22 protein-coding genes and 2 tRNA genes are annotated in these 23,518 nt (G+C 69.3%); 5 read left to right on the top strand and 19 right to left on the bottom strand.

Features of this window, described 5'->3' with window-relative positions; translation table 11 throughout:
• Positions 1–326 precede the first annotated feature (326 nt).
• The 4 genes from sppA to mnmH all read right to left on the bottom strand — a co-directional run bounded on the left by sppA (position 327) and on the right by mnmH (position 5,847).
• Positions 327–2,102 (bottom strand): signal peptide peptidase SppA, encoded by a 1,776-nt coding sequence (gene sppA, locus Q8N19_RS03110; RefSeq protein WP_305588174.1) that lies wholly within the window; start codon positions 2,100–2,102, stop codon positions 327–329.
• Between the two features lie 118 nt (positions 2,103–2,220).
• Positions 2,221–3,777 carry an AbgT family transporter gene (locus Q8N19_RS03105; protein ID WP_305588173.1) on the bottom strand — a complete coding sequence of 519 codons (1,557 nt, stop codon included), beginning with the start codon at positions 3,775–3,777 and terminating at the stop codon, positions 2,221–2,223.
• Positions 3,778–3,848: 71 nt separating this feature from the next.
• Complete coding sequence (locus Q8N19_RS03100) at positions 3,849–4,679, bottom strand: DUF4157 domain-containing protein (RefSeq protein WP_305588172.1); 831 nt, start codon at positions 4,677–4,679, stop codon at positions 3,849–3,851.
• A gap of 94 nt (positions 4,680–4,773) precedes the next feature.
• Entirely contained in the window at positions 4,774–5,847 is a 1,074-nt protein-coding gene (mnmH, locus tag Q8N19_RS03095) for a tRNA 2-selenouridine(34) synthase MnmH (protein WP_305588171.1), read from the bottom strand.
• A gap of 69 nt (positions 5,848–5,916) precedes the next feature.
• Here mnmH and selD point away from each other — a divergent pair, with 69 nt between their 5' ends.
• Positions 5,917–6,960 carry a selenide, water dikinase SelD gene (gene selD, locus Q8N19_RS03090; protein WP_305588170.1) on the top strand — a complete coding sequence of 348 codons (1,044 nt, stop codon included), beginning with the start codon at positions 5,917–5,919 and terminating at the stop codon, positions 6,958–6,960.
• Here the strand turns inward: selD and Q8N19_RS03085 are convergent, their stop codons facing one another.
• The 9 genes from Q8N19_RS03085 to Q8N19_RS03045 all read right to left on the bottom strand — a co-directional run bounded on the left by Q8N19_RS03085 (position 6,961) and on the right by Q8N19_RS03045 (position 15,665).
• Positions 6,961–7,500 (bottom strand): DUF4334 domain-containing protein, encoded by a 540-nt coding sequence (locus Q8N19_RS03085; RefSeq protein WP_305588169.1) that lies wholly within the window; start codon positions 7,498–7,500, stop codon positions 6,961–6,963. It abuts the gene before it with no gap.
• Positions 7,501–7,531: 31 nt separating this feature from the next.
• Entirely contained in the window at positions 7,532–8,242 is a 711-nt protein-coding gene (locus tag Q8N19_RS03080) for an ABC transporter ATP-binding protein (protein WP_305588168.1), read from the bottom strand.
• Positions 8,239–9,447: an ABC transporter permease gene (locus tag Q8N19_RS03075; protein WP_305588167.1), complete on the bottom strand. Its 1,209-nt coding sequence runs from the start codon at positions 9,445–9,447 to the stop codon at positions 8,239–8,241. The genes Q8N19_RS03080 and Q8N19_RS03075 overlap by 4 nt, the downstream gene beginning before the upstream one ends.
• A 3-nt stretch (positions 9,448–9,450) precedes the next feature.
• Positions 9,451–10,527, bottom strand: a complete 1,077-nt coding sequence (locus Q8N19_RS03070) for an efflux RND transporter periplasmic adaptor subunit (RefSeq protein WP_305588166.1) — start codon at positions 10,525–10,527, stop codon at positions 9,451–9,453.
• Positions 10,524–10,955 carry an EVE domain-containing protein gene (locus Q8N19_RS03065; RefSeq protein WP_305588165.1) on the bottom strand — a complete coding sequence of 144 codons (432 nt, stop codon included), beginning with the start codon at positions 10,953–10,955 and terminating at the stop codon, positions 10,524–10,526. Before Q8N19_RS03065 ends, Q8N19_RS03070 begins: the two co-directional genes overlap by 4 nt.
• Positions 10,956–11,009: 54 nt before the next feature.
• Entirely contained in the window at positions 11,010–12,098 is a 1,089-nt protein-coding gene (locus Q8N19_RS03060; protein ID WP_305588164.1) for a carotenoid 1,2-hydratase, read from the bottom strand.
• The gene (locus Q8N19_RS03055; RefSeq protein ID WP_305588163.1) at positions 12,098–14,671 is read right to left on the bottom strand and encodes an FtsX-like permease family protein; all 2,574 of its coding nucleotides are present in this window, start codon (positions 14,669–14,671) and stop codon (positions 12,098–12,100) included. The genes Q8N19_RS03060 and Q8N19_RS03055 overlap by 1 nt, the downstream gene beginning before the upstream one ends.
• Complete coding sequence (locus Q8N19_RS03050) at positions 14,661–15,356, bottom strand: ABC transporter ATP-binding protein (RefSeq protein ID WP_305588162.1); 696 nt, start codon at positions 15,354–15,356, stop codon at positions 14,661–14,663. Before Q8N19_RS03050 ends, Q8N19_RS03055 begins: the two co-directional genes overlap by 11 nt.
• A 99-nt stretch (positions 15,357–15,455) precedes the next feature.
• Positions 15,456–15,665: a cold-shock protein gene (locus Q8N19_RS03045; RefSeq protein WP_293316660.1), complete on the bottom strand. Its 210-nt coding sequence runs from the start codon at positions 15,663–15,665 to the stop codon at positions 15,456–15,458.
• 317 nt (positions 15,666–15,982) lie between these two features.
• Here Q8N19_RS03045 and Q8N19_RS03040 point away from each other — a divergent pair, with 317 nt between their 5' ends.
• Positions 15,983–16,750, top strand: a complete 768-nt coding sequence (locus Q8N19_RS03040; RefSeq protein WP_305588161.1) for a DUF547 domain-containing protein — start codon at positions 15,983–15,985, stop codon at positions 16,748–16,750.
• Positions 16,751–16,762: 12 nt separating this feature from the next.
• Here the strand turns inward: Q8N19_RS03040 and Q8N19_RS03035 are convergent, their stop codons facing one another.
• On the bottom strand, positions 16,763–17,299 hold the full coding sequence (locus Q8N19_RS03035) for a YwqG family protein (protein WP_305588186.1): 537 nt from the start codon (positions 17,297–17,299) through the stop codon (positions 16,763–16,765).
• Positions 17,300–17,487: 188 nt separating this feature from the next.
• Positions 17,488–17,564 (bottom strand) — tRNA-Pro (locus Q8N19_RS03030).
• A gap of 129 nt (positions 17,565–17,693) precedes the next feature.
• On the opposite strand from Q8N19_RS03030, the gene Q8N19_RS03025 reads away from it, so the two are divergent.
• From Q8N19_RS03025 to Q8N19_RS03015, 3 genes are all read left to right on the top strand, one after another.
• Positions 17,694–17,767, top strand: a tRNA-Gln gene (locus Q8N19_RS03025).
• 202 nt (positions 17,768–17,969) lie between these two features.
• A complete protein-coding gene (locus Q8N19_RS03020; RefSeq protein WP_305588160.1) occupies positions 17,970–19,310 on the top strand; it encodes an AarF/ABC1/UbiB kinase family protein in 1,341 nt (446 codons plus the stop codon).
• Between the two features lie 9 nt (positions 19,311–19,319).
• Entirely contained in the window at positions 19,320–19,478 is a 159-nt protein-coding gene (locus Q8N19_RS03015; RefSeq protein ID WP_305588159.1) for a DUF2256 domain-containing protein, read from the top strand.
• 5 nt (positions 19,479–19,483) lie between these two features.
• Here Q8N19_RS03015 and Q8N19_RS03010 read toward each other — a convergent pair whose 3' ends face one another.
• The 4 genes from Q8N19_RS03010 to ilvD form a co-directional block, all read right to left on the bottom strand.
• A complete protein-coding gene (locus Q8N19_RS03010; protein WP_305588158.1) occupies positions 19,484–20,188 on the bottom strand; it encodes an SOS response-associated peptidase in 705 nt (234 codons plus the stop codon).
• A gap of 23 nt (positions 20,189–20,211) precedes the next feature.
• A complete protein-coding gene (locus Q8N19_RS03005) occupies positions 20,212–20,823 on the bottom strand; it encodes a peptidylprolyl isomerase (protein ID WP_305588157.1) in 612 nt (203 codons plus the stop codon).
• A 367-nt stretch (positions 20,824–21,190) separates the two neighbouring features.
• Positions 21,191–21,610, bottom strand: coding sequence for a hypothetical protein (locus Q8N19_RS03000; protein WP_305588156.1), 420 nt, complete (start codon positions 21,608–21,610; stop codon positions 21,191–21,193).
• A gap of 41 nt (positions 21,611–21,651) precedes the next feature.
• Complete coding sequence (ilvD, locus tag Q8N19_RS02995) at positions 21,652–23,499, bottom strand: dihydroxy-acid dehydratase (RefSeq protein ID WP_305588155.1); 1,848 nt, start codon at positions 23,497–23,499, stop codon at positions 21,652–21,654.
• Positions 23,500–23,518 lie beyond the last annotated feature (19 nt).

The following is a 23,518-nucleotide window of genomic DNA, read 5'->3' as shown; positions in this document are numbered from 1 at the left end:
TTTTGTCTGAAGGCCCAGATCCGCAGGCGACCTGTGCGGGGCGACGCTGATGGTCGGCCGGGCGCTCTCCCTCAACCGGCCTGGAGCTGCGTATCTGCGAGCGGTTGGATACGACCCCGTCGAACGGACCCACGCTCGGAAGGCGGCGGGTTGGCTACGTGGCGGGCTTCGGGAATACACACCCAGACAAGGCGTAAGGCTGCCCAACAGAGGCGGCCGGTCAGCCTCTGGTCGCGGGCGCCGCGTCGAGCAGCGTCACGGCCGGGTCCGGCGTCGCCGTGGCCCAGAGCGAGGCGGCCAAGCCGCCTCGACCCAGGCGTCACAGGTCAGCGGATGGGCGTGGGCGCCAGGACGGCGGCGCTGTGCTGGGCGCGCAGCCGCTCGGCGGCCAGGGTGTCCAGCACCCCCTGGGCGCGGGGATCACCCAGCACCCAGGCGGCGGCGGCCAGGGTCTTCACAGACACCGATCCCAGGCCCAAGGCCCGCTCAAGGGCCTGAAGGGGCGTGGCCTGGGGCGTCATGCGTCGCAGGCGAACCTCGCCCTCAAGGCCTGCCAGGGACTTGGCCTTGTCGACGGCCTGGTAGAAGCCGCCGAGTTCGTCCACCAGACCCAGGGACTTGGCCTGGGCGCCGGTCCAGACCCGGCCGCGGGCGATCTCGTCGACCCGCCGTGGAGTCAGGTTGCGGCCACGGGCGACGCGGACGATGAACTCGTCATAGACATTGTCCATCATGGCCGCAAAGGCGGCCTCCTGGGCCGGCGTGAAACCGCCGCCGGTCCCATAGGCGCCGGCGAACTCGCCGCCCACGCCAAGCTCGCGCATGTCGACGCCGAACTCGGCCAGGGCCGGACCCAGGGCGAGCTTGCCCCCATAGACCCCAATGGAGCCCGTCAGGGTCGTGGGCTGGGCGACGATGGCCGAGGCCTCCGAGGCGATCCAGTAGCCGCCGGAAGCGCCATAGGTCCCCATACTCACCACCACCGGCTTGTCGGCGGCCTTGGCCGCGCGGACGGCGGCGAGAATCTGCTCCGAGGCCGTGTCCGAACCCCCAGGAGAATTGACCCGCAGGACCACGGCCTTGATGTCGTCGTCCTCGGCCGCCTCATAGAGGGCGTCGGCCACATCGTCGGAGAAGATCATGGCGCTGGGGGCCAGCGGGTTGGACAGGCCGTTCTGCCCCGTGGTGATGGGACCCTCGGCCTCGATCAGCGCGATGGTCGGACCCGAGCGCTCAAGGGGGCCGATACTGCGGGCATAGGCCGACAGGTCCAGAAGCCGGGCATTGTCGCCGGCGGCGTCCAGCAAGGTCTGCTCAGCCTCATGCAGGTGACCCAGCTTGTCGATCAGGCCAAGCTCCAGGGCCTGGGCGGCGGAATAGGGGCCGGCCTCCAGCCGGGCTCGCAGGACGGCGGGCTCCATCGCCCGGTCGCTGGCGGCGAGATTGAGGGCGCTGGAATAGACGGAGTTCATCCAGGATAGCTGCGCCGTGCGGTGGGCTGCGGTGTAGTCGCTGTGCAGGTAGCCGTTGACCGCGTTCTTGAACTCCTTGCGCTGTTCGAAGTCCGGCTGGATCTGGTGCTCATCGAAGAAGCGCTTGAAGAAGACATCCTCCACCGCAAGGCCGGTCGCCTGCAGAGCCGCGCCCGGCTGCATCCAGAGGTCGCCGGCCGCAGCGCCCACCATATAGGTCGAGGTCACGACGCCGGATTGATAGAGGCCCTGGCTGTGGGCGATCACGGGCTTGCCCGCCGCCTCGAAGCGACGCAGGGCCAGTCGGATCTCATCGGCCGCCCCCGGCTCCATGCCCACCTCAGGCAGGCGGATGAGCAGGCCCTTGACCCGGCGGTCGGTCTCGGCCCGGTGCAGGGTTTCGATGACCGACATGACTGAGGTGGAGCCGCCGGTGAAGGCGGAGAAGGGGTTCTGGACGTCCTGGTCGCTCATGGCGGTGCGCAGGTCGAGTTGCAGAACCACTTCGCCCGGCACCGGGGCTGGCCTTGTTGCGCCGGCCGCAATGACGATCAGCAGAAAGGGAACGCCCACCAGGAAGAGGGTCAGGCCGGCGAATACGCCGCCCATGGTGGTCAGGAACTGCTTCATCGAGGGTCCGTGCGGGGAGGAGGCTTCTATCCCACCCTATATCGGCGCCCGTTGCAGGGAAATGAAGGCCTGACGGGCCGTCCGCTCAGGACAGCCCGTCAGGGAAGGGGTTGCGGGCTCAGGGCTGGACCTGAACCTGCGTCGGCAGCAGGTAGTCGACGCTGGCGCCCGGCCCCAGGGGCAGGTCGAGGGCGGTCCAGCCCAGGACCATGACCAGTCCGGCCACGAGGAAGGTCAGGGAGTAGGGGACCATGACCGCCATCAGCGATCCGACCCGGAAATCGGGCTGGTAACGCTGGGCGAAGCCCAGAATCAGCGGGAAATAGACCATCAACGGGGTGATGATGTTGGTGGTGGAGTCGCCCATCCGGAAGGCCGCCGTGGTCATTTCCGGGCTCACCCCAAGCAGCATCAGCATGGGCACCAGGATCGGCGCCAGCGCCGCCCACTTGGCCGAAGCCGACCCGATGAAGATGTTGATGGTGGCGGTGAGCAGAACAATGGCGGTCAGCAGGAGCGGCAGCGGCAGGCCCGAGGCGCGCAGGCCCTCAGCCCCGTGGATGGCGATGATGGCCCCGAGATTCGACCAGTTGAACATGGCGACGAAGTGGGCGGCGACGAAGGCCAGCACGATGTACGGCCCCATCTCGGCCATGGACTGGCCGGTCAGGCGCACCACATCGCCCTGGGTCTTCACCGTCCCGACCGCCGCCCCATAGGCGACGCCGCACACCAGGAAGAGCAGGAAGAAGCCTGCCACCAGGGAGGAATAGAAGGGCGTCATCCGCTCGCCGGGACCCCCCTCGGCGTTGATGAAGGGGGCGGCTGGCCCGATGGTCATGGCCGCCCACAGACCAATCACCACCACCGCGCCCAGGCCCGCCCAGACCAGGCCCTTGCGCTCGCGGGCGCTGGCCGCCTCGATTTCGGCCTCAGTCTCCGCCGCCTCGACCACCGGCGCAGCCGAAACCCAGGGACCCAGGCGAGGTTCGACGATCTTGTCGGTGACCCACCAGCCCAGGGGGGTGAAAACGACCGTCATGGCCAGGATGAACCACCAGTTGCCGGCGATGTTGGCCGTCCAGGTCGGATCAAGCAGGCGGGCCGCAGGCTCGGTGATGCCGAGCAGCAGAGCGTCCAGATGGCCGGGGAAGATGTTGGCCGAAAACCCGCCGGACACCCCGGCGAAGGCTGCGGCGATGCCGGCTACCGGATGGCGGCCGGCGGCGGCGAACACCACCCCGGCCAGGGGAATCAGAACCACATAGGCCGCATCGGCCGCATGATTGGCGATGATGGCGGTGAAGATGATGATCGGGGTCAGCAGGGCCTTGGGCGCCTTGGAGACGCTGGCGCGCATGGCCGCGGAGAACAGGCCGGTCCGCTCGGCGACGCCGGCCCCCAGCATGACGGTCAGGACAAAGCCCAGGGGCGCAAAGCTGGTCAGCGTCCGGGGCATGTCCACAAACAGCCGCCGAAGGTTATCCGACGTCCCCAGGCTGACGGCTGCGAGGGTCTCGCCAGTGACCGGGTTCAGCGCTGAAACGCCGAGGCCGGCGGCCAGCATGCTGCCTAGGAACAGGGCCGCGATCATCCAGACAAAGATGACCACCGGATCGGGCAGGCGATTGCCCACCTTCTCGATCATCCCCAAGACACCCGATTGCATGGCCATCCGGCTAACCCCTCCGCGAATTTGCGCCTAGCTTCGCGATGCGGAGCGCCCTGGCAAGTCTTGCCTTCTGATCAGCGGTCGGATGTTGCCCGCGGGGGCGGCGAAACCGCGTCAGAGGGCGTGTTCGCCTCGACGCCGGGGGGCTCCAGCAGCCGCTCCCCCTCTTCAGATGGGACCGATTCGTCCGGGGGGGTATCTGGCGCGCCCATGTCGAGCATCTCGCTGAGGGTGTCGACCACGGCCGAGACGGGAGAGGCGCGGGCCGCGCGACGCGCCCGAATGTCGGCAGTGATGGCGAAGGCCCGGCGGTTGGCCTCAGACTCCAGGGCTCGCCAGTCACTCACATAGCTCGCGGCGAACGCCTCGGTCCCCAGGCGGCGATACTGCTCCATATGCGCAAGCTCATGGGCCCACAGCCACACATTCTCCGCCACGTCGGCGTCGGAGAAGACGATCAGGTCCTTCAGGGTGACCGCGCCTTCTTCATAGTACCAGCGCGCCAGCAGGGAGCCGAGACCCAGGTCCTGGCCCGCCGTGGTCCAGCGGGCGCTGTCGAGAATCTCGTCGTCGAAATAGGCGGAGAGCGCTGTGCGGATCTTGTCCGGCATGGGCTGAGGCGTCTGCGCCGCCATGGCCTGGATGCGGGAGAACCGGATCGCCTGGACAAGCGCAGGTCCCGTGACGGCCGGCGAACGCCGAAGCGCGGCTTCGGAGGCGGCGCGCGCCTGATCGGTGGTGTTGCGCGCCGTCTGCGCGACACTGGCGCGCCACTCGGCCGGCGGCCGCAGACTCGCCTCATCAGGTTCGCCGGAACACGCGGTGAGCGCGAGCGCCATCGCCGCGCCGAAAAGCTGGGGCGTCCGCCAAAGGCGGCCGTCGATGAGGTTCAGTTTCAGGGTCAAACCCCTTGCTCGCCTGTCTGGCCCGCCGCCTCTGGCCTTAGCGTTCTGGTCAAGCCCTGGTTCCCGGCGGCGAGACCCAGGGGTCCGTCTCTACCTAAAGGGCCCCGAAGTGGTCTCGGACGAGGCCGGCGATGGCGCCGGCCACATCACGGCGACTTGAGGGATCTGTCGGCGTCACGGCCATGCGGGCGAGCACGGGAGCCTCGGCCTTGCGCGCGGCCCGGTCATAGGCCGGATCATAATGCAGGTCGATCAGGGCCTGGGCGAGGTCGGCGAAGGCGCCGGCTGCGATCATGGCCCGCCAGGCCTCCCGCCGCTCCCGGCTGGGCGCCACCGGCAGCCGGTCGAAGGCCGCCTCCAGGGCGTCAATGTCGGCGGAGATGTCGCCATAGGCGGCAGCCAGATACTGCGCCCGGCTGGCCTGAGGCGCCTCCAGCACGATCCGCGGCGCCGTCTGCATGGCGCGCCAGAGCACCGGCGGAGTCATGCGGTCGCCGATCTTGCTGGCCTCGGCCTCCACCACGATCGGGCGGGTGAGGTCCAGGCCGTCCAGGACCTGAAGCAGGCGGGACTCAAACAGCTTCTGGCTCGGCTGGAGCCGACCGGCCAGGGCGCCGAACAGGGAGCCGCGATGCTCGGCCAGCCCCTCAAGGTCGATGGTCTGGACGCCCATCCCGGCCAGCTCATGCAGGACATCAGTCTTGGCCGACCCCGTATGGCCGTCGATCAGCAGGAGTTTCAGGTCCAGCGCGGTGTCATAGAGCCTGGCGGTCACCAGGCGGCGATAGGTGCGGTAGCCGCCGCGCAGCAAGGTCACAGGCCATCCCACCTGGGAGAGGATCGTCGCCATGGCTTCAGACCGTTGCCCGCCGCGCCAGCAATAGATCAGCGGACGAAAGCTGGCTGGCCGGTCGGCCAGGGCGGTCTCCAGATGCAGCGCGATGTTGCGGGCCACATGGGCCGCCCCGATCCGACGGGCGAGGAAGCGGGACTCCTGGACATAGATGGTCCCCACCTGCGCCCGTTGCTGGTCGTCCAGCACCGGCAGGTTCTCGGCGCCGGGCACATGGTCGAGGGCGAACTCGGCGGGGCTGCGCACATCGATCACCGCGTCATAGCGGGCGAGGTCGGCGGCGCTCACCGCCTCGGTCACGTCAAATCCTGGCATACGCGCTCTTGCCTCCGCCCCGGTGCTATACAACGAACCGAAGACCCTTCGACACAAGGACGAGACCCGATGGCGCAGCAGGTGCGGTTGACCGATCTGGCCCACGGCGGCGGCTGCGGGTGCAAGCTGTCGCCCGCCGTCCTGCGGGACATCCTCGCTGGCGTGCCCCAGGCGGCCATGTTCCCCAATCTGATGGTGGGAACCGAGACCTCTGACGATGCGGCGGTCTGGCGACTGAATGACCAGCAGGCCCTGGTGGCGACCACCGACTTCTTCATGCCGGTAGTGGATGATCCCTACGACTTCGGCCGTATCGCGGCGACCAACGCCATCTCCGACGTGTACGCCATGGGGGCGACCCCGATCTTCGCCCTGGCCATCGTCGGCATGCCCATCGGCCAGCTGTCCACCGAGCAGATTTCAGGAATCCTGGCGGGCGGGGCGGCGGTGTGCGCCGACGCCGGCATCCCGGTGGCGGGCGGCCACTCCATCGACAGCGTCGAGCCGATCTATGGGCTGGTGGCCCTGGGCCTTGTCCACCCCGACCAGGTGATGACCAACCGTACGGCCAAGGCCGGCGACATCCTGCTGCTCACCAAGGGGCTCGGCGTCGGCGTGCTGAGCGCAGCCTTCAAGCAGCAGCGACTGGACGCCGCGGGCTATGGCGCCCTGATCGCCTCCACCACACAGCTCAACCGGATCGGGGCCGAGTTGGGGGGCTTTGCCGGCGTGCATGCGGTGACCGATGTCACGGGCTTCGGCCTTTTGGGTCACACCCTGGAAATGTGCCGAGGGGCGGGTCTCGCCGCCGAAATCCGCGCCGAGGCGCCGGTCCTGCTGAGCGGTGTGGAAGCCCTTTCCCAGGCCGGCGTTCGCACCGGCGCGTCTGGACGCAACTGGGCGAGCTATGGCGAGGCGGTCGTCTTGCCCGAGGCCTTTCCCGAGTGGCGTCGCGATATCCTGTGTGATCCCCAGACCAGCGGCGGACTGCTGATCGCCCTGGATGAGGCCGCGCTGCCGGCGCTCAGGGCGCGACTGGGCGAGCTGGGCTTTGAAGCCGCCGCGGTGGTGGGGCGGATGGTCGCCGGCGCGCCAAGTATCCGGGTGGTGTGATCAGAGCCCGCCGGACGCGCGGCTCAGCAGGAAGAAGTAGGGCTGTTCGGTGTGGCGGATGTCCATCAGGCCTAGGAGGCGTCCTGCGTCGACCTTGCGGAAGTGATCGATGATCGGCAGGTCGTCATAGATCATCGCGGTCGAGACCTGACCGCGGTGCGCCACAGCCCGCAGTCTGGCCTTCGGGCGACCGGTCGCCAGGGCGGGCAGGAGGGTCTTGAAGGCCCGTCGCGCCGGCGCCGATCGCGCCAGCCTGGGCCAGGCGAGCGGAACGCCCAAGGGAATCAGCGCCGGGTTCACCGCCACATCTCCTGATCCCCGGTGGAATACCAGGGGATCGACGGCGTCGGCTGACATGAACCGCTTGCCCTTCCAGCCGTAGCCGGCCAGCAGACCATCCAGGGGATGGCCGGTCGGCAGCTCTTCCCCCAGCCAGTCTCCGAGCACCTCGGGCAAGGACACCGAGGGCAGGCTGTCAAAGGCGGCGCGGGCGGCCACCGGCGAAAGCGCGTCCTGCCGCCATCTGTTCAACCACGGCATCTGATCAGTCTCGCCCGTTTCACAAGGCCCGCTAACGATCGGTGAGACTGATCGATCCCTCGCCCTCGGCCTGGACTCGGCCGTCCACCAGCTGGATCCGGCGGTGACAGCGGGCGGCGACATGTTCGTCATGGGTGCAGATCAGGAAGGTCGCGCCGTCCTCGCGATTGACCTCGCCCATGAGGTCGAGGACCTGGCTGGCCGATCGGAGGTCGAGATTGCCCGTGGGCTCGTCGGCGATCACCAGGTCTGGCCTGTTCATCAGCGCCCGGGCGATGGCCACCCGCTGCTTCTGCCCCCCCGACAGCCGGGTGGCTGGGAAATCGGCGCGATCGGCCAGGCCGACCCGGTCGAGGAGGGAGAGGGCGCGCTTGCGCATTTCCGGCGAGATGCCACCCGCCGGCGCGGCGGCCGGAAAGGCGACATTCTCCATGGCCGTGAAGTCCGGCAGCAGGTGATGGAACTGGAAGACAAAGCCCAGGCGCTGATTGCGAAAGGCCGCCCGGGCCTTCTCGCCCATCCCTTCGACGCGCTGACCGGCGATCTCGATCTCACCCGCGGTGGGCCGCAACAGAAGCCCCAGGATCGACAGCAGGGTGGACTTGCCCGACCCCGAGGCGCCCACCAGCGCCACAAGCTCCCCGGACGCCAGGTCAACGTCGATGCCGCGCAGCACCTCGGTTTCCTCATCGCCATTGCGGAAGGTCATGACCACGCCGCGCGCCTGCAGAACCCGGCTCATTGCTGGATCGCCTCCAGGGGATCGATCCGCGAGGCTGACCTCGCCGGAAAGGCCGAGGCCAGCACCGCGCCAATGGTGGTCAGGATTAACACCGCGACGTAGCCGCCCCTTTCCGGCGCGATCGGCAGGGGCGCATTTCCTTCCGCATCAGTCAGGGAGGCCAGGAAGGTGCAGAGCCCATAGCCGCTGACGCACCCCAGCAGGCCGCCCGCCAGCCCGATCAACAGTCCCTGCAGCATGAAGACCGCCACGATGAAGCCGCCGGATATGCCGAAGGCGCGCATGATCCCCACCTCGCTGCGCCGCCGATAGGCCGACAGCACCAGCGCGCTGGCCACACCTATGATGATCGAGATCAGCGAGAAGAGTTGGATCAGGGTCCCGGTCCGCCCCTGAGCCTCCAGGGCGTCCTCCAGGTTCAGGTTCTTCTCCTGCCAGGGGGTGGCGCGCAGGCCCGTGGCGCCGGCCAGGAAGTCGGCCACCTCTCGCGCCCGTCCGGGATCATCCAGCTTGATCTCGATATTGGTCACCCCTTCGGGCAGGTCGAACAGGGGCCGTGCAGTCTGCAGGGAGAGGAAGGCGACCCGGGAGTCCAGGCTCTGCAGGCCGGTCTTGAACACGCCGCGCACGGTCAGCAGTCGCTCGCCGCCCCGGTCGGTGCGCAGCAGCACCGGCTGGCCGGCGGTCAGGCCCAGGTCCTCGGCGAGCTGCGTCCCGATCAGCATGCCGTCGGCCCCCAGCGCGCCCTGGCCTGAGACCAGGTTCGGGGTGATCGGGGTGATGGCGTCGAGCCCTTCCGGTTCAAGTCCGGTGACCGACACCGGCTGGACCGCCTCGCCCTTGACCAGGAAGGCGTTGCCGCTGATCTGCGGGCTCAGGGCCGACACCCCCGGCTGGCGGGTGATCAGCTCGGCGGTGGAGCGCCAGGATCGGATCTGGCGGCGCTGGAAGGTGGAGACCAGGGCCACCCCTTCGGTGCGAACCGCCTCGTCTCCCGGCAGGATTTCCGCCAGCCGGGTGGGGGGCTCGAGCGTCACATGGGCGCTGTTGGCGGTGACCTGGTCGGTTAGCCGGATGGCGAGCCCCTCGATTAGGGCGGTGATGAAGATGAAGACGGTGACCCCGAGCGCCACGCCGGTGACCAACAGGACGGTCTGGGCGGGGTTGGAGGTCAGGTAGCGCCGGGCCACCTTGAGGGCGAACATGGCTTAGCCCACATCCGGAGGCGAAACCGGACGGACCGTGTCGCCCGGGCGCAGGGCGGCGGGGTTCAGCACCAACCGGTCGCCAACGGACAGGCCCTGCTCGATGATCGCGCCCTGGGATGGCCAGCGGGCGATGACGACGTCGCGGGCCACGACCACATCCTCAGCATCAAGGATATAGGCCTTGGGCGAAGTGGTGGCGTCGACCACTGCCTGGCGGGGGATGACCAGGGCGCCTTGGCGAACCTCGACCACGATGGTCACGTCCACCGAACGGCCTGGCGCCAGGTCGGCGCCTGACTGTGGCCTGACCTTGACCTGACGGCCGCCGGTGGAGGAATCGACCTTGGGCGACACCTCGCTGACCACGGCGGCGAACCGGGCCTCCGCCCCCGAGGCGGCGGCCCGGGCCTCCATCCCTGGCCGCAGGGCGTCGGCATAGGCCTCGTCCACCTCGGCCAGGATTTCAACGCCCTCAAGGGAGCCCAGTTCGAACAGGGTGGTGGTGGGGGTGACCACCTGGCCGCTGTCGATTGGCCGCACCAAAATCACGCCTGCCATGGGGGCGCGGACGACGTACTCGCGGCTGCGGGCGGCTGACGCCCGGGCTGTCGCCTGGGCGGCGGCGACCGCAGCCTCGGCTGAACGCAGTCTCGCCCGGGCCTGGTCCAGGGCGGCCTGGGCGGCGAACCCCTGACGGGCCAGGGTCTCGGTGCGCTGATAGGCGAGCCTGGCCTCGGCGGCCTCAGCCTGGGTGGCGCGGACCCGGGCCGCGTCAGCCTCGGTCTGGGCCTCCTCTACCGCAGCGCGGATAAGGGCGAGCGGTTGGCCCTCGACCACCTGATCCCCGTCATCGGCCAGCAGTTCGATGACCTGCCCGGGATTGGGCGACCGCACCTCCACCAGGTTCAGGGGGCGCACCCGGCCGACCACGGCCAGCACCAGTTCGGTCGTCTCCGGACGCACCGTCAGGACCTGAACCTCCGGCGGCCGCCGGCTCAGCACAAGGGCGACGACGGCGACGGCGGCCAGCAGGAGGATGACGGCGCCAAGCCGCAGCCGCTTTCCGTTTCGGCTCATTGCGAAGCCGTCTGGTCGGCGGCGACAGAGGCCAGTATGTGCGCCCATTCTTCTTCAGTGACGGGCTGCACCGACAGGCGGAAGGATGTGACCAGCGACATCCCTTTCAAGGCGGGGTCGGCCTTGGCCTCGGCCAGGGTGAAGGGGCGGGGCAGGGGGTCGACGGCCCGCACATCGACACAGACAAAGACGCCCTTGGGATCGGTGGGGTCGGGATAGGCCTCGGCGATCACCTCGCAGACGCCGACGATCTCCTTGCCGGCCTGTGAATGATAGAAGAACGCCTGATCGCCGCGCTTCATGGCCATCATGTTGAGCTTGGCCGTGTGGTTGCGGACCCCGTTCCAGGGCTCTCCCTCCGCGCCGCGCGCGACCAGATCGTCCCAGGAGAACGCGTCCGGCTCGGACTTCAGCAGCCAATAGGCCATGGCGGACTCCTTATCACGGGTCTCAACAGTCTAGCTCAGCGGCCCGGGCGGGACCTAGAGGGCCAGCGGCGCGTCATAGCCGGTGAGTTCGAGATAGCCTCGCCCGCCTTCGGTGCGCACCGCCCCTTCCCAATAGACGGGGCCGACCGGCCGGCTGTCGAGTTCCTGATCATCGAACAGGGGCTCCAGCCGCCAGACCCGGGGACCGGCCGGCGTCCGCGCCTGGATGTCCCGCGCGATCGGATAGCGGGCGCCGGTGCGCGGGGAGCGCCACTGCCGCCGGGTCACGAACCGGACATCGCCGGGGGCGAAGATGGTCGTCCGCCCATCGGGCCCACGCAGGGAGCCCCCGGCCCAGACCGCCTGGCCCTGCTGATCGCGCACCTGGAAGGCGGTCAGCGCGCCGCCCCCGTCCAGATTGATCCCCGCCCAGTCCCAGCCTACCGCCCGGGCGTCCAGCAGGGTGGAGGACCATTCCTGGTCCATCCAGGCCTCCCCGGTGACGGCGATGCGCCGCCCCTCCCGGGTCAGGGCGCCGCTGACCTTCAGGTGTGGCAGGCTGTAATAGTAGCTCGCCTGGTCGGCCCGCGGTCCCTTGCGGCTGAACCCCCGCTCACCCTGCAGCAAGGGCGGCTGGGTGGGGGCGAGGGAGAGATCTAGGCCGAAGGCCTGGTCCCCGGCATAGGCTTTCAGGGTCCCGTCAGGCACCCGACGCAGCCGCCAGTCATCGAGGACGATGTCCATGTCGCCCACCTTGGCCTCCGCCAGGCCAAAGCCCGCCCGGGCGATGCGCTGGGTGTGGATCAGCCGGCCCACGGCGGGATCGGAGATGGCCGCATGGGCGAAGATCACCTGGGTGGGGGCGAATGCGCTGGGATTGCGGGTGTCGGCCCCGGTGCGGATCCGAAAGAAGGTGATCTGGAACCCGATGGGCTGGCCCTGCGCCTGCAGCCAGCCGGTGACGTACCACCACTCGGTCCTGAAGTCCGGATGGGCGCCGTGATCGGCGGGGAAGGTCAGGGAGCGGCCCGGCCGGACCGGGGCGAAGACCGGCGCGCCCGTCCGGTCCTGGGCGAGGCCCGGTGTGGCCGGCGCGATCAGTCCGGCGCCGAGCAGGCCGGCGAAGGCGCGTCGGGGGATCATCACCAGTCCTCCCGCACGGCGCGCACGGCGCTGTCGGCCACAGCGCCGCGGCCAGCCAGCACGGCGGCGCCAGCCGAGGTGGCCACCAGGGCTGCGGCCAGGCTGGCCAGCAGAGGCCAGGGCAGGCGGGTCTCCATCGTCCAGTTGAAGGACTGCGGATTGACCACGTGGATCAGCACCTGGCTCATAATCACCCCGAGCGTCAGGCCCGCCAAGGCGCCGACGGCGCCGAGCAGGGCGCCTTCGGTGGCCAGCATCTGCATGATCTGACCCCGCCGCACGCCCACATGGCGCAGCATGCCGAACTCCTTGCGCCGCGCCAGCGTCTGGGCCGAGAAGGTGGTCGCCACCCCGGCCAGGCCCACCAGGATGGCGATGGCCTCCAGGGCATAGGTCACGGCGAAGGAGCGGTCGAAGATCCGCAGCGCCACAGCGCGGATCTCCCGCGGTTCGGCGAAGTCCGCGCCCCCCGCGATCGAAGGCGGCAGTCGCGCCCGGAAGGCCTCGATCGCCGTGGCGGGCTCGACGCCGGGGGCCAGGGTCATGGCGGCCTCAGCGCGGCCGGCGTCGCCGGTCAGGGCGGTATAGGCGGCCTGATCGAGGATCAGCGCGCCGAACTGATTGGAATAGTCCCGCCAGACGCCGGCCACGGTCACCTGCGCCTGCGCGCCTGGCCCGATGGGCAGGGTCAGTCTGTCCCCGGGGCTCAGGTCGTAGAGCCTGGCCATGGGCTCGGAAATCCAGGCCGGCAGGCCTTCGGCCGTGACCTGGCGGCCCACCAGCGGCAGGCCCTCGCCGGCGCCCGCGCCGGCCTGGCCTCGGGCGCTGACCTGGACCGGGGGGCGGTCGGGACTGAGGCGCAGATTGAAGCTCTGGCGGAATTCGATGGCGGCGGCTTCTGGCGCCGCGGCGAGCCTGGCCTGGGCTTCGGGATCGAGGGTGAGGCCGGGATCGAGCCGCATATAGATGTCGGCCGGCAGAATCTGGACCAGCCAGTCCTCCACCGAGCCGCGGAAACTGGTGACCATCACCGCCATGGCCACCATCAGGCTGGTGCTGGCGACGATGCCGCAAAGCGCCACGGCCGCTTGACGCGGGGCGCCCCACAGCCGGGCGATGGCCAGGGCGATCGGCGGCGCCGGCGATCTGAGTCGCCGCAAGGGTCCCAGCAGCCCCCGCGCCAACCAGGGCATGGTGCCGACCCCGCCGGCCAGGATCAGGGCGATGGCGCCATAGCCAAACAGCGGAACGCCGCCGACCGGAGGACCCAGGGCGGCCAGTCCGCCTGCGGCCAGCAGGCCAAGGCTGAGCCAGGGAAGCGGCTGGCCGGCGGTCTCGGCGCTCTCCCCGGAACCCGTCTTGAGGGCGACGGCGGCTGGGATGCGCTCGGCCTGCAGGGCCGGAAACAGGCTCCCGAGGACGGCGATGGCCACGCCCAGGCCGAAGATGATCGCCGCGGCCACGGGGGTGAAGACCAATGGTGGCCGGCCGCCGCTGAAATAGCCGCCCCCCAGGTCTCCGCCGAGCAGTCGCAGGGCGAGCTCCGCCAGGGCGACGCCCAGAACCACGCCAAGGGCGGCGCCCGCCAGGCCAAGAACGACGCCCTCGATCAGCACCTGGCCCAGCATGCCCCGGGCCGGCAGGCCGAGGACGCGCAACAGGGCGAACTGCGGCCGACGTCGGGTGACCGACAGGGACTGGGCCGAATAGACCAGGAAGCCGCCGGTGAGCAGGGCCACCAGGGCCAGCATCTGCAGGTTGACCCGATAGGCCCGGGACAGGCTTTCGGTGCGCCGCATCTCGCTCTGCGGCGTGACCAGGGCGGCCTCGGCCGGCAAGTTCGCCTGAACCGTCCGCTCAACGGCGCTGCGATCGACGCCGGGGCTGAGCCGCAGGTCCAGCCGATGGAGCCGACCCAGCTGGTCGAACCGCCACTGGGCTGCGGCGATGTCGATCACGCCCAGGGCTCGGTCGCCGCTGACGCCCTCAAGGATGCCGACGATGCGGAAGCTGGCGCTCTGACCCGCCGCGCTCAACCGCACCTGATCCCCCACCCGCAGCCCGCTCTGCTGCAGGGCGGCGGGCGACAGGGTGATGGCGTCCAGATCAAATACCGCTTCGGCCGTGGTCACGCCGCCCTCGCCGCCGCCGCCGACGGCGCCGCCGCCCAACAGATTGGGCGTGACGGCGGCGGCCCGCAGGGGATCGAGGCCGAGCACGGTGAGGGGTTCGCCCCCGTCCGTGCGGGCGCGTAGCTCGACAACGGGGCTGGCGGTGGCCACCCCATCCAGCCGCGCGAGGATGGGATAGAGGTCTTCGTCAAATCCGGCGGAGCTCGCGGCCTGCACCTGCAGATCGGCGGCCCCGCTGACGCTGCGGATGGCGCCGGCGAACTCGTCCAGGGCCGAGCGATTGACCAGATGGATGGCGAGGCCAAGGCCGACGCCCACGGCGATGGCCAGGATCGCCGCCAGGGTGCGGCCCGGCTGGGCGCGCCACTCGCCCAGGACCATCCAGACCAGCAGGCGGGGGCTGAGCCCGGGTGGCGGAGCAGGGCCTGGCCTAGCGGCCATGGGCGACCAGGCCGTGAGCGGTTAGGGTCAGCACCCGGTCGGCGGCGGCCGCCGCCCGTTCCGAATGGGTGACGATGACCGCCGCGGCGCCTGAGCCGCGCAGCTGGTCGCACAGCAGGGCCAGGATGACGTCGGCGGTCTGGGGATCGAGATTGCCGGTGGGCTCGTCGGCCAGGACCAGGGCTGGGCGGTGGACAAGCGCCCGGGCCAGGGCGATGCGCTGCATTTCGCCGCCGGAAACCTGGGCGGGAAAGTCCTGACCGCGGCCGCCCAGCCCGACCTGGTCGAGCATGGCGGCGGCCGCCTTCAGCGCCTCGGCCTCCGGACGTCGGGCCAGGATCAATGGCAGGGCGACATTCTGGGCCAGGGTCAGGTGCGGCAGGATGTGGAAGGCCTGGAAGACAAAGCCGATCCGGTCCCGGCGCAGACCAGTCCGGGCGTCATCGTCCAGGGTGGAGAGGTCGACGCCGTCGATCTCGATCCGCCCGGCGTCGGCGCGGTCCAGCCCGGCAATGAGGTTCAGCAGGGTCGACTTGCCCACGCCGGACTCGCCCATGATGGCGACAATCTCGCCAGGCGCCATGTCGAGCGCCAGGTTCGAGAACAGCAGGCGACCGCCCGGCACGCTCTTGGCCAGGTCAGCGATCTTTAGCGGTGGGGCGAGGGGAGGAGGGCCAGCGGGCATGGCCGCCAGACTAGAGGGGCGGGAAGGTCCCGTCGCGCCTCAATATCAGAAAGGTAGAAGCCCCGGCCGTCGCCGACCGGGGCCCAAATCCTTTAGCCTTTAGGCCTTCTGGAGCTGGCCGGCGGACATCTTGCCCGACTTACGGTCCTTTTCGAGCTCGAAGGAGAGCTTGTCGCCTTCGTTCACCGAGCTCATGCCCGCTTGTTCAACGGCGCTGATGTGAAGAAACACGTCGGCTCCGCCATCATCGGGCTGAATGAAGCCATAGCCCTTCGTGGCGTTGAACCACTTCACTGTTCCGGTCGTCATAGTTTGCTCATTTCCTGTAGCTTGCGCCCTACCCTGTACCGATAGAATGCTCGCTGGCAAACAAATCCCTGCATTTTGTGCGAAAGAATCTCGCTCGGCAGGCGAGGGCGACTCCCGAAAATCCTGCCAGCAGCCGCAAAATCGGGCCGAAACCTCGCCATGGCTGCGCTAGAATTTGACCTGGATATGGTGTTCAGCGGCCAGGATTTTGCAGCCGCCATCCATGCCCGCCCCGCGCAACGTAACCGCCGCTAGCCCAGGCGCGTATGATCTCCCAGCAGTGTCTCGACAGGGGAGCGCCTATGGATCGGCGGCGGATGATTGGGCTGGGCGTCAGCGCCGGCGTGGCGTCGCTCTTGCCGGCCGGGGTAGCCGCTCAGGCGTCTTCGGCTGACCCTCAGGTCTTCGACCGCCTGCTCGCCCGTCATGTCCGGGCCGGACGTGATGGGATCAAGCGGGTCGACTACCGGGCCTGGCGCGCCAGCCCCGCCGACCGCGCCGCCCTGGCGGCCTATGTGGAGGCCTTGCAGGGGGCAAGTCCCGCGGCGCGCTCGCCGGCCGATCAGATCGCCTACTGGAGCAATCTCTATAACGCCGAGACCCTGCGGGTGGTGCTGGAGGCCTATCCGGTCAAGTCGATCCTGGCGATCCGCCCGACCCTGGTCTCCTTCGGCCCCTGGAAGGCCAAGACCCTGCGGGTGGATAGCCGCAGGCTGTCGCTGCACGAGGTGGAGCACGAAATCCTGCGCCCCATGGGCGACCCCATGATCCACTACGCCCTGAACTGCGCCTCGATCAGCTGCCCGAACCTGCCTCCGCGGGCCTGGCGCGGCGCGACCCTGGCTGCGGATCTGGACCAGGCCGCCCGGACCTATGTGAACCATCCCCGCGCCGCGCAGGTGACGGCCAAGGGTCTGATCCTCTCATCGATCTACAAGTGGTACGCGGAGGACTTCGGCGCCGATGACGCCGCTGTCCTGAACCATCTCAACCGCTACGCCGCTCCGCCCTTGCGCGCAGTCCTGGGGCGCCGCCCGGCCATCGCCGGCTACGCCTATGACTGGAATCTCAACGGGGTCGCCTGAGGCCATGTCGGCTCAGTAACACTGCAGCCTCAACCAGGCCTTGGAGAAGTCCCCGGACCGGGCGTCCTGTTCGCGGACCCAGATATAGATCCGACCGGTATCGCCCCACATGAAGCCGACCTCATCATCGCTGTCGACCTGCAGCAGCAGACGCCAGTCCCCGCTCCGGCTCTGAGGTGCGCCCTTGGCGGTGTCGAACAGGCCTGAGACGATCCTCTGGCAGTCCGCCTCCATCCCGTCGGCCTGGATGGGCGCCGGATAGCCGCCGATCTGATGGGCCGGCTCCGCAGGCGCCTGCTCATCAAGGATGCGTTCGAGCTCACGGTCTTCCTGTTTGCTCAGGCTGTTCCAGTCCACGCTCAGCCGCTCCCATCCCGCATAGGAGCGCGCCTGAACATAGGTCACCGGGTAGGCCGGAAACTGCGCATGCTCATGAAGGTCCCCCGGCGCCTGGGCCAGCGGCGCCTCGCCGACCTCATGGCGGACCACGAAGGTTCCCAGGTCGCTGGCCTCAAGGCCCCACGGTTGGTGCTCGAAGTCGTGGAAGATCAGGCGCTAGTGGAGGCTGCTTTCTTTCACTCGCTATTGTGCCGGCGCGCGGAAGGCGAAATGGGCATAGGAGGGCGGGTTGGTGGCTCTCGGAGAGCCAGGCGCGTGGGCCCTTATCCGCCTAACCGGCGGACTTCTCGGGGCCAATTGGGCTTGGGAAAATCACCCCGCGTTAGCAGGGGAATGAATGGTCGGAGTGGCAGGATTCGAACCTGCGACCCCCGCGTCCCGAACGCGGTGCTCTACCAGACTGAGCCACACTCCGACTTGGAGGCGGCCTTATAGAGGAGCGATTTCAGGCCCGCAAGCGACTGCACGGCCGTTGCATCTGGAATCGGCTTTTGCTATTCCCACGCCCTCGCCGCGGGGGGACATCCTCCGCTGCCGTTCCTGCTGGGGAATGGTGTAATGGTAACACAGCGGTTTTTGGTACCGTCATTCTAGGTTCGAGTCCTAGTTCCCCAGCCAAGGTTTCAAGCCCGTCGCGGCCTCGCGCCGGCCCAGCCTCAATACCCTCAACACCTTTCGCCGCCGCGACATCTGCGCGCCCTGGTCAAGGCGCAGCCGCGTCACCACATCGCCGGTGAAGGTCGCCTGCGCCGGCGGGACGAGGGGGCGCGTCGATGGCGGCGCCGAGCTCGTCCGGGGCCGGGCCCAAGGATCGCCGGGAATGACGCAATCGCGATATCGCAAGGTGCCCTCGGGGCGGATGGCCCGGCTGGCCTCCTTTGGCCAGCTCGCAGGCGGCGTCGCTGGCGGCATGATCGCCGAGGGCGCCCGCCGCTTGGCCGATGGCCAGCGCCCGCAACTGTCGGACCTGATGCTGACCCCGGCCAACGCCCTGCGGGTCACCGAGCAGCTGTCGCGGCTGCGCGGGGCGGCCATGAAGCTCGGCCAGATGATTTCCATGGACGGCGGCGACGTCCTGCCGCCGGAGCTCACGGCGATTCTCGCCCGCCTGCGCGACGCGGCCCACTTCATGCCCCCGGCCCAGCTCCATCGGGTGTTGGAAGCCGCCTGGGGTCCCGACTGGCGGCGGCGATTCGCCCAGTTCGAGACCACACCCATCGCCGCGGCCTCGATCGGCCAGGTGCATCGCGCCACCCTGCGCGACGGCCGCCAGCTGGCCATCAAGGTGCAGTACCCCGGCGTGGCGGCCAGCATCGACGCCGATGTGGACAATGTGGCCAGCCTGCTTCGCATGTCGGGCCTGCTGCCCGGCGGTCTCGACATCGGTCCCCTGCTGGCCCACGCCAAACGCCAGCTGCGCGAGGAGGCGGACTACCTCCGCGAGGCCGACCAGATGCGCCGCTACCGGGCCCTGCTGGCCGACGACCCGGCCTTCATCGTGCCCGAGCCGGTTGAGGATCTGTGCCGCGAGCGGGTGCTGGTCATGGATTACATCCCCGGCGATCCCATCGAGACACTCCAGGCCGCCCCCCAGGCGGTCCGCGACGGCGCCATGGCGGCCCTCATTAGCCTGGCCCTGCGCGAGCTGTTCGCGTTCGGCTACATGCAGACCGACCCCAACTTCGCGAACTACCGCTGGCAGGCGAGAAGCCAGAAGATCGTGCTGCTCGACTTCGGCGCGGCCATGGCGGTGAGCGACCACACGGCGGGCGCCTATCGCCGTGTGGCGCAGGCGGGACTGTCAGAGGACCTGCCGGCCCTGCGCCTGGCGCTGGTGGAGGCGGGCTTTCTCTCGCCCGTCCTGCTGCAACGCCATGGCCCCGCCATCGACGAGATGATCGGGGTCCTGCTGCGTCACCTGGGCCGGCCGGGCCTGTTCGATTTCGCCGACCGCGCCTTTGTGGAGCAGGTGCGAGGCCAGGCCGAAGCCATCGCCGCCGACCGGGCGGCCTGGCATGCGCCCCCGGCCGAGACCCTGTTCGTCCAGCGCAAGGTGAGCGGCATGGCCCTGCTGGCCATCCGCTTGAGGGCGCGTCTGCCCCTGCGCGACATGGTGATCCAGAGGCTTGAGGCTGCGCCCGCCGCCCCTGTCCAGGACTGAGGGTCCGCCATGGCCCGGATGCGCCAGAAGGCTGACCTGCCGACCAAGGTCTGCGCCGCCTGCGGTCGGCCCTTCGCCTGGCGCAGGAAGTGGGCGCGGGACTGGCCACAGGTGAAATACTGCTCCGACCGCTGCCGGGCGGCCAAGCCGTCTATCCCGGAGAGCTGACCGCCTCAGAGCAGGCGGCGCATCTCCGGCGTCATCAGCTGGTCCCTCGGGGCCTCGACGACCTGATAGGCGCCAGGACCCGGCAGGTCCTCCAGCATCCCCTTGCCTGGGCCTTCCAGGTCCAGCCAGGCCAGTCCCTGGGCCAGGCTCAGCGTCGGCGGGGCGCGGTCATGGAACGGCGCGATATCGGCGGGGGCGGGCGCCGTGACGAAGGCGAAGCTCTCCAGACCCCCAGGGTGGTCCTCCGGCGTCGAGCGCTCCCACAGGCCGGCGAAGACCCGGACGTCCTCGTCGGCCCAGCTGATCTCATGACGGGTCTTGGGCCTGCCCTTCTTCCAGCCGGGGGGTTCCGAATACTCGATGAAGCTGGTGAGGGGCACGAGGCAGCGCCGGCGCCGATAGGCCTCACGAAAGGTCGGCGCGGTGTCCACGGTCTCGATGCGGGCATTGGTGCACATGCTGCGCCAAGCGTTCAGCGGGCCACGATGAAAGGCCGGCGTCAGCCACCAGCGCATCTCCAGCCCCTCCAGCCCCGCTGTGGGATCGCCCGGGTCAGCGGCGCGCAGGATGGTGGCCCGGTCGGTGGGCCGGATCGGCTCGTCCAGGTCCCGGTTCGGCTCGGCGTCGGCCCAGCGGATGGGAATATTGATCTCGGAAAAGCGCTCGGTGAGCGGACCGCGGGCGATCCGCTTCTGATATTCGTTGCACATGTCGGCGCCTGCAGGTCTCGGCGTCAGACCCGACGCGCGGTTTCGATGATCACCGGCTTCTTCAGCCATTCGTCCTTCTGGTCGGCGAACTTGGTTTCGCCGCCGGTGGGCTGGGCCAGGATCTTCTGGGCGTTGGACAGGCCTGAGACCACCTTGCCGAACACCGCATAGCCCAGATTGTCACCGGGCTGGCCAGGCTGGGCGTCCAGGAAGGTCTGATCGCCCAGGCAGATGAAGAAGGTGCTGGTGGCCGTCCCCGGAGCGAACCGGCCGAGCGAGACCGCCCCATGGACGTGGCTCAGGCCGGTCATGGTCGTGCTCTCATGGCGAATCGGGGCGAAGGGACGTGACTTGGCCGGTGGTTGGGCGACGATGGTGCCCTCAGTGGGCGCCCACTCGCTGCGGGCGGCGCGGAAGAAGCTGCCGCCGTCATAGGCCTTGGCGTCCACATAGCGCAGGAAGTTAGCGCTGGTCAGGGGCGCCTTCTTGTCCTCCAGCTCGATGACGATGGTCCCCAGGCTCGACTTCAACGTCACCCGGGGCTTGGCGTTCTGGGCCAGGACCAGCTGGGGCGCGGCCATGACCAGGCCGGCGCCGAGGACGAGGCTGCGACGGGGAAGCGTACTGGACGGCATGGGGGCTCCTGGGATTGCGCAGGGCCAGCCTAGCGCCTCTGGCCGGACAACGGAATCGGCGGCGTGCTACATGCGCTCGCCGGGCAGCCGGTGGCTTGGTCGATCCAATTGGCAAGTCGCCGCCCGTCCAACGCGTCGTCTTCATGGATATGAAAATAGCGCGTGACCCCGGCCTTCGAGGCGACCGGCGGCGGCGGATCCAGGTCGGCGCCGCGGAAGGAGGCGAGCCTGACGTACGTGTTGAAGACGTGGAGGCCGACAAACCAGCCCTGGTCATACCACCTCCGTTGCGCCCGGCCGATCAAGCGGGGTCTGACCGCCCATTGTATGAGCCATCGTCAGGGCCGCCTTCGCCAAGCCTCACAGATTAGCGGTAGCGGGGTCCGGCGAACCGGCCCTCCGTCCGGCTCATGCCGATGGTCACGGTGGCGCAGTCGCCGAGGGGCTGGGTGACGACGCCGCCGATCTCGCGATAGCCGCCGGTGCCGACGCTGCCCCAGACCTGGCCATGGGGCTTGTTGTCGACCCGGGTGGGACATCGCCCTTGCTGCGCCTCGGCGATCTCCTCAGGGGCGGGTTCGCCGGCCATGACGCGCCTGGCCCAGTCACCCGGGGCTTCGGTCCGCAGGGTGGGCTCAAGCCCTGGGCTGATAGGCGCCGCCTGGGCCTGGGCCTGGGCGGTCGGCGGATCGCCCGCGCGGCCCGTGGCGATGGGGCGGTCCTCGGCGAGGGCTGCGCCGGCGAAGGCGGCGACCGACAGGGCGGCGGCGAGGGCGATGGCGTTCATGCCGACATCCTCGCCCCCGGACATGGCCAGATCAGGGCGGCTTAGCGCTTCTGGTCCACGTCCCGCACCGCGCCCCGGGCGGCGCTGGTGGTGAAGGCCGCGTAGGCGCGCAGCGCCGGGGTGACCTTGCGCTTGCGGGCGCCGGGATGCCAGGCCTCAGGGCCGCGGGCGTCCATGGCCGCGCGGCGGCTTGCCAGCACAGCGTCGTCCACCGCCAGGCGGATGGTGCGCTTGGGAATGTCGATCTCGATCAGGTCGCCATTCTCCACCAGGCCGATCAGCCCGCCCTCGGCGGCTTCGGGTGAGACGTGGCCGATGGAGAGACCGGAGGTGCCGCCGGAGAAGCGGCCGTCGGTGATCAGGGCGCAGGCCTTCCCCAGGCCCTTCGATTTCAGATAGCTGGTGGGATAGAGCATCTCCTGCATGCCCGGCCCGCCGCGGGGGCCCTCATAGCGGATGACCACCACGTCGCCGGCCACGATCTTGCCGGTCAGGATGGCGCTGACCGCGTCGTCCTGGCTCTCGAACACCCGGGCAGGACCTGAAAAGACCAGGATGCTGTCGTCGACCCCGGCGGTCTTCACGATGCAGCCGTCCTCGGCAAGGTTGCCGCTCAGCACGGCCAGGCCGCCGTCCTGCGAGAAGGCGTGCTCGACGCTGCGGATGACCCCGTCCTTGCGGTCCAGGTCCAGTTCCTTCCAGCGGCGGCTCTGGCTGAAGGCCACCTGGGTGGGCACCCCGCCCGGTGCGGCCTTGAAGAAGGTCTGGACGGCTTCGCTCTCAGTGCGGCTGATGTCCCAGCGCTCCAGGGCCTCGCCCATGCTCTTGGAATGGATGGTGGGCAGGTCGGTGTGCAGCAGGCCGCCGCGCTCCAACTGGCCAAGGATGGCCATGACCCCGCCGGCCCGGTGGACGTCCTCCATGTGCACATCGGCCTTGGCCGGGGCGACCTTGGACAGGCAGGGCACCTGGCGTGACAGCCGGTCGATGTCCTTCATGGTGAAGTCGATCTCCGCTTCGTGCGCGGCGGCCAGCAGGTGCAGGACCGTGTTGGTGGAACCGCCCATGGCGATGTCCAGGCTCATGGCGTTCTCGAAGGCCCGGAAACTGGCCACATTGCGGGGCAGGACGCTGTCGTCCTCCTGCTCGTAATAGCGCTTGGTGATGTCGACGATCAGGTGGCCGGCCTCCAGGAACAGGCGCTCCCGGTCGGCGTGGGTGGCGAGGGTGGAGCCATTGCCCGGCAGTGAGAGCCCCAGCGCCTCGGTCAGGCAGTTCATGGAATTGGCGGTGAACATGCCCGAGCAGGAGCCGCAGGTGGGGCAGGCGGCGCGCTCAATGGCGGCCACGTCGGCGTCGCTGACGGACTCATCAGCGGCCGCCACCATGGCGTCCACCAGGTCGAGCGCCACCTCCTTGCCGTCAATCACCACCTTGCCGGCCTCCATCGGCCCGCCAGAGACGAAGACGGTGGGGATGTTCAGGCGGAGCGACGCCATCAGCATGCCCGGCGTGATCTTGTCGCAGTTGGAGATGCAGACCAGGGCGTCCACGCAGTGGGCGTTGGCCATGTACTCGACGCTGTCGGCGATCAGCTCCCGGGAGGGCAGGCTGTAGAGCATGCCGTCGTGGCCCATGGCGATGCCGTCATCCACCGCGATGGTGTTGAACTCCTTGGCCACCCCGCCGGCCCGCTCAATCTCTCGGGCGACCAGCTGGCCCAGATCCTTCAGGTGGACGTGGCCCGGGACGAACTGGGTGAAGGAGTTGACCACCGCGATGATCGGCTTACCGAAGTCGCCGTCCTTCATGCCGGTGGCGCGCCACAGGCCGCGGGCGCCGGCCATGTTGCGGCCGTGGGTCGAGGTGCGGGAGCGATAGGCGGGCATGGCGGCGTCCTTCTTGCGT

It is taken from the genome of Phenylobacterium sp., from assembly GCF_030693405.1.
In the GTDB taxonomy this organism is placed as follows: Bacteria; Pseudomonadota; Alphaproteobacteria; order Caulobacterales; family Caulobacteraceae; genus Phenylobacterium.
Note: the sequence above shows the minus strand (reverse complement) of the source record. Positions and strands in the feature narration are given on the sequence as shown.